The sequence below is a fragment of the Paenibacillus endophyticus genome, assembly GCF_014192395.1.
Lineage (GTDB): Bacteria > Bacillota > Bacilli > Paenibacillales > Paenibacillaceae > Pristimantibacillus > Pristimantibacillus endophyticus.
Window position 1 is genome coordinate 66,897 of the sequence record NZ_JACHXW010000032.1, and the last position, 10,024, is coordinate 76,920.

Annotated in this window: 10 protein-coding genes, 1 rRNA gene, 1 pseudogene and 2 riboswitches; all 12 genes and pseudogenes read left to right on the forward strand. The window is 47.1% G+C overall.

All coding sequences use genetic code 11. The annotated features are described in order from the left end of the window. The first annotated feature begins 78 nt into the window (after positions 1–78). Positions 79–1,683: an anthranilate synthase component I family protein gene (locus FHS16_RS30350; protein WP_183571307.1), complete on the forward strand. Its 1,605-nt coding sequence runs from the start codon at positions 79–81 to the stop codon at positions 1,681–1,683. Then, positions 1,680–2,261 (forward strand): aminodeoxychorismate/anthranilate synthase component II, encoded by a 582-nt coding sequence (gene pabA, locus FHS16_RS30355; protein WP_183571309.1) that lies wholly within the window; start codon positions 1,680–1,682, stop codon positions 2,259–2,261. Before FHS16_RS30350 ends, pabA begins: the two co-directional genes overlap by 4 nt. Beyond that, positions 2,258–3,145, forward strand: a complete 888-nt coding sequence (pabC, locus tag FHS16_RS30360; protein ID WP_183571311.1) for an aminodeoxychorismate lyase — start codon at positions 2,258–2,260, stop codon at positions 3,143–3,145. Before pabA ends, pabC begins: the two co-directional genes overlap by 4 nt. Positions 3,146–3,201: 56 nt before the next feature. Next, positions 3,202–4,050, forward strand: coding sequence for a dihydropteroate synthase (gene folP / locus FHS16_RS30365; RefSeq protein WP_312891132.1), 849 nt, complete (start codon positions 3,202–3,204; stop codon positions 4,048–4,050). A 70-nt stretch (positions 4,051–4,120) separates the two neighbouring features. Then, complete coding sequence (folB, locus tag FHS16_RS30370; RefSeq protein ID WP_183571313.1) at positions 4,121–4,507, forward strand: dihydroneopterin aldolase; 387 nt, start codon at positions 4,121–4,123, stop codon at positions 4,505–4,507. After that, positions 4,485–5,033, forward strand: coding sequence for a 2-amino-4-hydroxy-6-hydroxymethyldihydropteridine diphosphokinase (gene folK / locus FHS16_RS30375; RefSeq protein ID WP_183571315.1), 549 nt, complete (start codon positions 4,485–4,487; stop codon positions 5,031–5,033). Before folB ends, folK begins: the two co-directional genes overlap by 23 nt. Further along, positions 4,985–5,197 carry a helix-turn-helix domain-containing protein gene (locus FHS16_RS30380; RefSeq protein ID WP_114383855.1) on the forward strand — a complete coding sequence of 71 codons (213 nt, stop codon included), beginning with the start codon at positions 4,985–4,987 and terminating at the stop codon, positions 5,195–5,197. The genes folK and FHS16_RS30380 overlap by 49 nt, the downstream gene beginning before the upstream one ends. A gap of 58 nt (positions 5,198–5,255) precedes the next feature. Next, positions 5,256–5,918, forward strand: a pseudogene (locus tag FHS16_RS30385) (tRNA-dihydrouridine synthase); the annotation flags it as partial. A 387-nt stretch (positions 5,919–6,305) separates the two neighbouring features. Then, on the forward strand, positions 6,306–6,782 hold the full coding sequence (gene greA / locus FHS16_RS30390) for a transcription elongation factor GreA (RefSeq protein WP_138755998.1): 477 nt from the start codon (positions 6,306–6,308) through the stop codon (positions 6,780–6,782). Between the two features lie 177 nt (positions 6,783–6,959). Further along, the gene (gene lysS / locus FHS16_RS30395) at positions 6,960–8,468 is read left to right on the forward strand and encodes a lysine--tRNA ligase (RefSeq protein WP_312891133.1); all 1,509 of its coding nucleotides are present in this window, start codon (positions 6,960–6,962) and stop codon (positions 8,466–8,468) included. A gap of 165 nt (positions 8,469–8,633) precedes the next feature. Then, positions 8,634–8,712: riboswitch (cyclic di-GMP riboswitch) on the forward strand. A gap of 47 nt (positions 8,713–8,759) precedes the next feature. Beyond that, positions 8,760–8,838, forward strand: a riboswitch (cyclic di-GMP riboswitch). A gap of 13 nt (positions 8,839–8,851) precedes the next feature. Further along, positions 8,852–9,655, forward strand: a complete 804-nt coding sequence (locus FHS16_RS30400) for a transglutaminase family protein (protein ID WP_183571319.1) — start codon at positions 8,852–8,854, stop codon at positions 9,653–9,655. A gap of 309 nt (positions 9,656–9,964) precedes the next feature. Beyond that, positions 9,965–10,024: ribosomal RNA gene (locus tag FHS16_RS31505) — 16S ribosomal RNA — on the forward strand; the annotation flags it as partial.

A 10,024-nucleotide genomic window follows, 5' to 3' on the forward strand; every position in this document is an offset into this window, starting at 1 on the left:
CGGAATGGAAGGCTTTCTTTTTAACTGGCTATTCGGTATACTGAGCAAAATAAGTGAAGTTATCGGGGGTTGAGGGTGATGGTCACCGCTATGGAGCAGTGGACTCGGTGGCACGCCGAACGGAAATATACAACGCTGCCGCTGATTATGGAATTGCCATTTCAGCTCGAGCTTCGGGCAGGGGTTTTATCGTGGGAAGAGGTATGGCAGGACGCTTCGCCGTATGCTTTCGTTTTAGAGAGCGGCAAGGACGGACGATACTCCTATCTGGGCTTGCATCCGGATGCGATTATCCGAGGGAAAGGCTTGTCTGCGGAATCGATAGCCTTTCGGTCACTAGAGGAGCAGAGCAAGCGCGAATGGAGCGGAAAGCCGCTTGAAGTGGTACGGGAGTGGATGAGCGGCAAAACCGGACCGAGGGTTGCTGACGGTCCCAAATGGATTGGCGGCTGTGTCGGGTTCTGGGGATATGACGTGATTCGCTCCATAGAGCGCTTGCCGATGCTTGCATTGGATGATCGAAGCATTCCGGATTACTTGTTCATGCAAGTCAATGAGTTATGGATTATAGACCATGTGGATGAGAAGGTTTACTGCGCTGTCCATACGGAGATTGATTTTGGCAGTGATGAGGCGGAGCTAAGCGCAGCGTATGAGAATGCCCTTTTTAGAGCGAGCGGCATGACCGATTATTGGCTGACTTGGTTTGATGAGGACAAGGCCAAGGAAAGAGCGTTGTCAACTCGGAGGAAGCGACAACAGCTGCTAGACGATGATCAGCTGCAGATGGATACATTTTCTCTTGCAGACATAACCTCTCCTTTTCCGAAGGAAGCCTATATGGAAGCGGTTCGCCGTATCCAGCGATATATAGAACAGGGCGACGTGTTCCAAGTGAATTTATCGGTACGACAGAACAAAGAAATCGTATCATCGCCGGAAGAGCTCTACGAGTGGCTGCGATTAATTAATCCTTCTCCTTACATGGGCTTCCTGCGCTGTCCTGATTTCCAGCTGGTATCGGCCTCGCCTGAGCTATTGGTTGAGCTGAAGGATACTAAGCTTGCAACAAGACCGATTGCTGGAACTCGCAGGCGCGGTCGCACGGAGGAGGAGGACCGTCGCTTGGCAGACGAGCTCCTTTCGAATGAGAAGGAACGAGCTGAGCATATTATGCTGGTCGACTTGGAGCGAAATGATCTAGGACGCATTTCCGCTTACGGCACAGTGAAGGTAGAAGAGCTGATGGTCATCGAACAGTACTCGCATGTGATGCATCTGGTATCGCAAGTAGAAGGGCGCTTGGCACAAGGCAAAGATGCTTATGATGTCATTTCAGCTACTTTTCCAGGTGGAACGATTACGGGAGCCCCGAAGGTTCGCACGATGGAGATCATCGAGGAGCTTGAGCCTACGCGCAGAGGTCCTTACACGGGCTCGCTTGGCTGGATTGACTACAATGGCGATATGGAATTTAATATAATTATTAGAACGATGGCTCTGCAGGACGGGGACGTTCATATTCAAGCCGGTGCTGGTATCGTTATTGATTCGGATCCGGAGAGGGAATATAAGGAATCATTGAATAAAGCAAAGGCGTTATGGAAGGCCATTCAATACAGCGAACGGTTTGCGGCGCATAGACAGGCAGCAGAGCCGGATAAAGGGGGATCCTTAACATGATATTGGTAATTGATAATTATGATTCTTTTACTTACAATCTCGTTCAGTATTTGGGTGAGCTTGGAGAAGACATTACGGTGAAACGCAATGACGAGATCGACTTGGAAGGTATCGAAGCAATGGCACCCGATCATATTCTAATTTCGCCAGGTCCCTGTTCTCCGAATGAAGCGGGTATCAGCCTTTCCCTTATCGAGCATTTCAAAGGAAAAATTCCGATTTTCGGTGTTTGCTTAGGGCATCAATCTATCGGACAAGCCTTTGGAGGCGAGGTTGTTCGCGCCGAGAAGCTCATGCACGGCAAGACTTCCGCGATTCATCATCAGGGAAAATCCATATTCGAGGGAATGCCTTCGCCGTTTACGGCAACGCGCTACCACTCCCTTATCGTACGTCGTGAAACGCTGCCGGACTGTCTGGAGATTACAGCGGAAACAGAGGAAGGCGAAATCATGGGTCTTCGTCATAAGGAATATCCGATTGAAGGCGTACAATTCCACCCTGAATCGATTATAACGGAGCATGGCCTTACAATGCTTCGTAACTTCTTGCAAAACAAGACGGGCGCAGTACGATGAAAATCGGGCTGAACGGCACCGTTTTGGAAGCAAGTGAAGCCGTGATCTCAGTTTATGATCACGGTTTTTTGTACGGTATGGGCTTGTTCGAAACCTTTCGTACCTATAACGGGACACCGTTTTTATTGGACCGGCATTTGAATCGTCTGCATGCGGGCTGCGAGCAGCTGGGCATTCGATACCAGAGCGATCCCGAACATATTGCTGCATGGGTAAGAGAGCTAATCGCAGCAAACGGATTGGAGGACGCTTATATCCGTATGACCGTTAGCGCGGGAGAAGCGGAATTGGGCTTGCCGACCGGTGATTATGAGCATCCGACTGTACTTATGCTAGTGAAGGCTCTGCCGTCCATAAATGATGCGGTTCATATGCGCGGAAGGGAGCTGCGGCTTATGCAGACGCGGCGGAACACCCCGGAAGGTGAAATTCGCTACAAGTCTCTCCATTATATGAACAATATTATTGCCAAGCGGGAGCTGCTCGCAAGTGGGGTCTCGGCGGGAGCGGAGGGGCTTATGCTGAGCCATGAGGGATGGCTGGCAGAGGGGATTGTCAGCAACTTGTTTTTCGTGAAGGACAATGTTGTATGCACGCCGGCGATTTCAACCGGCATATTGCCGGGCATTACGCGGGAGTGCGTGCTGGAACTGGCGAGTGGCGAAGGATATCAAACGGAGGAAGGGTTATATAGCTGGGATATGCTGCTGCAGGCTGATGAGGTTTGGCTGACCAATTCCATTCAGGAGCTCGTGCCTGTTACGAGGTTAACCGATATTTTGGGACAGACTCACATGGTAGGCAACGGGGAGGCTGGCGCTATAACTAGGCAGCTCTTAACGCTATATAGAAAATGGACGACGACAAATGGAGAGATGTATTAGCCACCACCATCTAAAGGGGCAGACTAAGTGGAAATAAAAAGGATGGAGGTAATAAAGTGAATCAGCGACCGGTTTTTTATAAAAGAGAATATGACTTTGGGGACGGAGCAACGCTTGCGCTAGGCAATCGGACACTCATTATGGGGATTCTGAATGCAACTCCTGATTCGTTCTCGGATGGGGGGCGCTACATGAATATTGAGGCAGCCGTTGCTCATGCAGAAGCGATGGCGTTGGCTGGCGCGGACATGCTCGATATTGGAGGAGAGTCTACTCGTCCAGGGTTCGAGCCGGTTAGTCTTGAAGAAGAGCTGCGCCGTATTGTTCCCGTTATTCGGGCAGTGCGTCAAGCGCTACCTCATATGCCAATCTCAATTGACACCTATAAAGCGGAGACGGCTCGTCAAGCATTGGAGGCTGGCGCCCATATAATCAATGATATTTGGGGCTTGAAGGGTGACCCCAATATGGCGCCGGTTGCAGCGGAATACGGATGTCCGGTCATTATTAGCCATAACCGACATGCGAAGGACTATAACGATTTGGTTCCGGATGTGCTTGCCGACCTGATTGGAAGCGTGCGCTTGGCACAGGCTGCCGGAGTTGAGGAAGATCAAATATGGCTGGATCCGGGTATTGGTTTTGCAAAAACCCATGAAGATAATCTGGAACTGATGGGCCATTTATCAGAGGTAGCAGGACTCGGTTACCCCGTTCTCCTTGGTACCTCGCGCAAACGATTCATTAAGCAGACGTTGAATCTGCCTGTTGAAGAGCTTGTTGAAGGTACGGCAGCGACTGTCGTCCTTGGCATCGCACAAGGCTGCCAAGTCATGCGGGTTCATGACGTAGGCGCAATCAAGCGCGCTGCATTGATGGCTGACGCTATCGTATACCGCGACTAAAAGAAGCGATGGGATATGCATTATTTTTTGTGACAGACAGGCATGCTATAACGTTGGGAGAGTGGATATAATGGACAACATGATCGTTAAAGGGATGAAGTTTTACGGATACCACGGTGTATTCCCTGAAGAGAACAAGCTCGGACAGAAATACGAGGTCGATATCGAGCTTGCAATGGATTTAGAACAGGCGGCGGCGACCGATGATCTAACCTGTACGGTTAATTATGCTGAGATTCACGCGCTGGCCAAAACGATTGTGGAAGGTCCTGCTTTTAAGCTAATAGAGGCTTTAACTGGTCACATTGCATCACGGGTACTGGAAGCTTATACTATGGTAAATGAAGTGACGGTTCGAGTAACGAAGCCGAACCCGCCGTTCGATATTCATTTTGACGGAGTAACGGTGGAACTGCGTAGAAAGCGGGATGCTGATGGACGAACAATTCCCGCATAATGGGGTAGCGGCTTATATTGCACTTGGATCGAACATGGGGAACAGGGAGCAATTGCTGTTGTCGGCGATTAGCCTAATAGACGAGCATCCAAGCATCAAGGTAAATCGAGTATCCGGCTTGTATGAGACGGATCCGGTCGGCTATACGGAGCAACCGCCTTTTCTCAATATGGTGTTGGCTGTACAATCGACATTATCTCCGATAGAACTGCTGCGCCAGCTTCTAGCCTTCGAGCAGCAATTAGGGAGAGTTCGACAAATACGTTGGGGACCTAGAACCATTGACCTCGATCTGCTCCTATATGATAATGTCAGAATGGATCAAGAGGAACTAACCTTGCCGCATCCGCGCATGATGGAGCGGGCGTTTGTCCTTGTGCCGCTGCATGATGTACTGGATCAATCGCATCTGCTGCAGCAGGAGGTAGGCGCAGCGTCAGAAGCGGCGCTTCTGGATGGAAAGGAAGGCATTACGCTATGGAAAACAATCAATTGGCGCAGCGCGTCAGAGCCTTTCGAAAGCTGAAGGGCTACACTCAGCAGGAGCTGGCCAAGGAGCTTGGCGTATCAGTAGCCGTGCTCGGCTCATTAGAGCGTGGAACAAGAAAGACCGACCCGAAGCTGCTGGGGCATATCGCCAAAACGTTAGGAATCAGCTACGAGGAGTTAATGTCGGATGATCGCGAATAGCGAAGCTGCATTTCTTTCATATGAACCATAACCAATCAGAAGGGGAGCAAGGAGCGACATGTTGAAAAACGGAGTCATCGAGATGAAGAACAGAGTGGTGCTAGCACCGATGGCAGGCGTGTGCAATCCTGCTTTTCGATTGATTGCAAAGGAATTTGGAACGGGACTTATGTGCGGAAACGGATAGCGACTAAGCTATCCTTCATAGCAACAAAAGTACGCTTGAAATGCTGTTCGATGACGAACGCGTGAAGCCGCTCTCAGCCTTTAAATATTCGGCGGGAACAGGGAATCGCTTGTCGAAGCTGCTAACGTTGCAGATCAGCAGACCGATGCGGATATAATTGATATCAATAAGGGCTGCCCCGTGCCGAAGGTTGCCAAGTACGATGCTGAAGGTGCGTCGGCTCTTAGGCCTTAATAAAGTATACGACATGGTTTCGTCAGTTGTAGATACGGTTAAGAAGCCAGTAACGGTGAAGATGCGTATTGGCTGGGATGATGAGCATAAACTTGCTATCGAGAATGTGCGCGCTGTTGAACGTGCGGGCGGCAAGGTGTAAACGTATATGATCGCACGCGCGAGCAGCTGTATACAGGCAAGGCCAATTGGGACATCATAAAAGATGTCAAAGAAGCGGTATCTATTCCTGTTATAGGCAATGGCGACGTTTTCTCACTAGAGGATGCCAAGCGCCGTTTGGATCATACGGGCTGCGATGCCGAATGATTGGCCGCGAGGAGTGCCGGTCGGCTGCTGTTGCAGGTGTTGGAGCATCAGGTACTGCTGAAGAGATCGTATACGAATTCAATCATAGACCGGTTATAGGCAGCGAATGAGAATCGAAGCTTACCGACACCATTCGACAAAAGCCGCTATCAAGCGGCTTCTGCTTCCGTTTTAACAATTGAAACGGTTTCAATGGCTCGTCTGGCTTTGATTGACATTCAGGGAACCTTGCAATATAATCGTGCAATATAATATAACGAATACATCAAGAGCCTCCAATTAACAGTAGGTATGAGGATCAGGAAGCGTAATATATTAGGTATCAGTGAATTCATACAAGGTATGAAAAATTAGTCACATGACAGGAGAATCGGAAAGATGAACGATAAGCAAATCATTCTGACTCAAGAAGGGCTGCGAAAGCTTGAAGATGAATTAGAGAACCTAAAATCGGTCAAGCGTCGTGAAGTTGCTGAACGTATTAAAGTAGCGATTGGCTATGGTGATATAAGCGAGAACTCGGAGTATGAGGATGCGAAGAATGAGCAGGCGTTTATCGAAGGACGCGTTCTTACCCTTGAGAAAATGCTGCGCAATGCGCGTATAATAAATAATGACGATATTGATATTGATACCGTTAGCATCGGTTCGATCGTGACGGTTGAAGATATGGAATATGGCGACACAATGGAGTATTCCATTGTAGGAACGGCAGAGGCTGATCCGCTGCAAAATAAGATCTCAAATGAAAGTCCGGTAGGCAAAGCGATTTTGGGCAAGAAAAAAGGAACGGTTGTCGAAGTCAGCGTACCTGTCGGCATCATTCAATACAAAATTCTCGACATCAAAAAATAAGGTTTGCTATGCGCGGATCAGAAAGCTTCCTTGTAGGAAGCTTTTTGAACGTTTAAAATATAAGAACGTATAGATGGATATGGATGCGGCGCATATATTTCATCGGAGAATGATTGCATGCCGCAATAATCTGGTCACAGCTGCTTATGCTTGCCGAATGATCAAGGAGATGAAGAAGTGGAACATGAAAACAATGAGCAGGAGCTAAGCGAGCTCTTGCAAATTCGTAGAGACAAATTAGACGAGCTTAGAGGGTTAGGCGTCGATCCTTTCGGACGGAAGTTTGAGCGGACGCATAACGCAAAAGAAATCGTGCAAGCCAATGAAGGACATAGCAAGGAAGAACTGGAAGGACAAGCCGTTTCCGTGCGTATTGCAGGACGTATCATGCAAAAACGCGGCATGGGCAAAGCCGGCTTTGCTACGATACAGGATTTGAGCGGAAAGATCCAAATCTATGTACGTAAAGATACCGTAGAAGAGCACAAGTTTGCTGCATTCGATCTGCTCGATATTGGAGATATCATCGGTGTGCAGGGCGTTGTGTTCAAAACAAATACGGGCGAAGTTTCAGTCAAAGCCCATGACATTGAAGTGCTAACGAAATCGTTGCTTCCGCTGCCTGATAAATATCACGGCCTGAAGGATGTAGAGCTTCGTTATCGCCAACGTTATGTTGATCTTATCGTGAACCCTGACGTACAGCAAACCTTTATTACCCGTTCCAAAATCATTCAATCGATGCGCCGCTACCTGGATTCCCGCGGTTATCTAGAGGTAGAAACGCCAACCCTTCATTCTATTGCAGGCGGTGCGGCAGCGCGTCCGTTCGAGACCCATCATAATGCACTTGATATGCAGCTTTATATGCGTATCGCGATCGAGCTTCATTTGAAACGCCTCATCGTCGGTGGATTAGAGAAGGTATACGAAATTGGCCGCGTATATCGTAATGAAGGGATGTCGACGCGACATAATCCAGAGTTTACGATGATTGAGCTGTATGAGGCTTACGCAGACTACAAGGATATTATGGCATTGACTGAGAATGTCATAGCACATATCGCCCAAGAAGTGCTTGGCACGACGACAATCACTTATCAAGGGCAAGAAATTGATTTAAAGCCGCAATGGCGCCGAGTATCTATGGTTGAAATTGTTAAGGAAACGACTGGCGTAGACTTCGGTGTGGAAATGAGCGATGAAGAAGCACATCGCTTGGCTAAGGAGCATAAGGTTGGAGTTGATGCTCATATGACCTTTGGCCATATCCTTAATGCCTTTTTCGAGCAGTTCTGTGAACACACCTTGATTCAGCCAACTTTTGTAACCGGTCATCCGGTCGCTATTTCACCGCTTGCGAAAAAGAGCGAAGCAGATCCGCGTTTCACAGATCGTTTCGAGTTGTTTATTGTGGCTCGCGAGCATGCGAATGCTTTTACCGAACTCAATGATCCTATCGATCAACGTGAACGGTTCGAATCACAGCTGGTTGAACGTGAGCATGGTAATGATGAAGCTCATGAGATGGACGAGGACTTTATCCGTGCTTTAGAATACGGTATGCCGCCTACTGGGGGGCTTGGTATTGGGATAGACCGCTTGATTATGCTATTGACAGACGCACCGTCCATCCGTGATGTGTTGCTGTTTCCACATATGAGAGATCAAAAGTCTGCTGAATAACGCAGGTTATAGATTCGCCGGGGCTGATTAGTCTCGGCGTTTTTTTATTGGCTAATTTCAAGTTTCTACGGCATCAATTCTTAAAATCTACCAAAATATGCCCTATTCTCTAATAGACCTATTGATTTGTGAGATTCATATGGTATATTAGAACTATAAAGCAGAGCACGATAACGGCAAACCTATCGAAAGGTAGGGACGCAAAGCTAAAGGGCCTTCCGAGAGATGGTAGCCAGCTACCGAATGGACAAGCTTTTTTTGTTTTCTCTTTAAATGAATGAATAAAGCTTCATACGATAACGGCAAACCTATCGAAAGGTAGGGACGCAAAGCTAAAGGGCCTTCCGAAAGATGGCAGCCAGCTACCGAAAGGGGTTTTTTTTATGCGCAAATTTATTTTGTTAATCGCAGTTTTTATCCTTTTTGCTTCTATTAATGCAAAACCTGCTCAGGCTAGTGAAGCAAACCAATGGTTGAATACGACTGGTCTAAGCAATGGTGTCGTGGCTGTTGAGTATCCGGTTAAAGCTAAAGTGAAAACGAAACTTATGATTGCAAAAGGACAAGCTAACTATACGTACAACCTAACTGCAGGTGGAAAAGCAGAACAATTTCCGCTGCAGCTTGGTAACGGACAGTATACAATATCGGTATTAGAAAACGCATCGGCAAACAAGTACAAGCTGGTAGCAAAGCAAACCGTTACTCTTAGCTTGAAAGACAGCAAAGTACTTTATCTCAATTCCATTCAAAACATTAATTGGACCGATACAAGCAATGCGATTGTGAAGGCTAAAGAGCTTACAAAAAACAAAAAAACGGATAGCGAGAAAGTAAAGGCTGTTTATGATTATGTAATTACAAACATTAATTATGACAATCAATTAGCGGCGAATCTTTCAGTTGATTACTTGCCAAGTATCGATCGTACGTTCAAATCTAAGAAAGACATTTGCTATGGATATGCTGCATTGTTCGCAGGAATGCTTCGCAGCTTGGATATTCCGACAAAGCTAATGATGGGGAATTCGGAATATGTTGATGTATATCACGCTTGGAACGAGGTTTACTTGGATGGCAAATGGGTCATTATCGATACAACAGTTGATGCAGGCTTTAAAAAGGGCAACAAAAAGTTCGAACAAATTAAGAATGCTTCGAAATACACGGTCTCGAAACAATATTAAGGGATAGAAAAACGAGCTAGCGTACTTACGCTTAGCTCGTTTTTTGTAAGTTCCTTCATTATATAGCTCATATAGCGAATGTAGTTTTCGGTCAATTCTATAAACAAAAAAATGATTTTGCTAAATTTGAAAAAAACACTTGCAATGCCATAGGCGAACGTGATATATTATCTAGGTCGCCAACGAGACACACGGTCGACACGAAAGAAAAGATTGCTCTTTGAAAACTGAACAACGAGTAATAACTGCCTCGCAAATCCTTCGGGATAAGCGGAAAAGCGATAACAAGTAATGAGCATTTCAAACACCAATTTGGAGAGTTTGATCCTGGCTCAGGACGAACGCTGGCGGCGTGCCTAATACATGCAA

What these genes read in the sequence shown, in the direction of transcription:
- FHS16_RS30350 (WP_183571307.1), top strand. Translation starts at nt 79, where the DNA reads ATGGTCACCGCTATGGAGCAGTGGACTCGGTGGCACGCCGAACGGAAA.
- pabA (WP_183571309.1), top strand. Translation starts at nt 1,680, where the DNA reads ATGATATTGGTAATTGATAATTATGATTCTTTTACTTACAATCTCGTT.
- pabC (WP_183571311.1), top strand. Translation starts at nt 2,258, where the DNA reads ATGAAAATCGGGCTGAACGGCACCGTTTTGGAAGCAAGTGAAGCCGTG.
- folB (WP_183571313.1), top strand. Translation starts at nt 4,121, where the DNA reads ATGGACAACATGATCGTTAAAGGGATGAAGTTTTACGGATACCACGGT.
- folK (WP_183571315.1), top strand. Translation starts at nt 4,485, where the DNA reads ATGGACGAACAATTCCCGCATAATGGGGTAGCGGCTTATATTGCACTT.
- FHS16_RS30380 (WP_114383855.1), top strand. Translation starts at nt 4,985, where the DNA reads ATGGAAAACAATCAATTGGCGCAGCGCGTCAGAGCCTTTCGAAAGCTG.
- greA (WP_138755998.1), top strand. Translation starts at nt 6,306, where the DNA reads ATGAACGATAAGCAAATCATTCTGACTCAAGAAGGGCTGCGAAAGCTT.
- FHS16_RS30400 (WP_183571319.1), top strand. Translation starts at nt 8,852, where the DNA reads ATGCGCAAATTTATTTTGTTAATCGCAGTTTTTATCCTTTTTGCTTCT.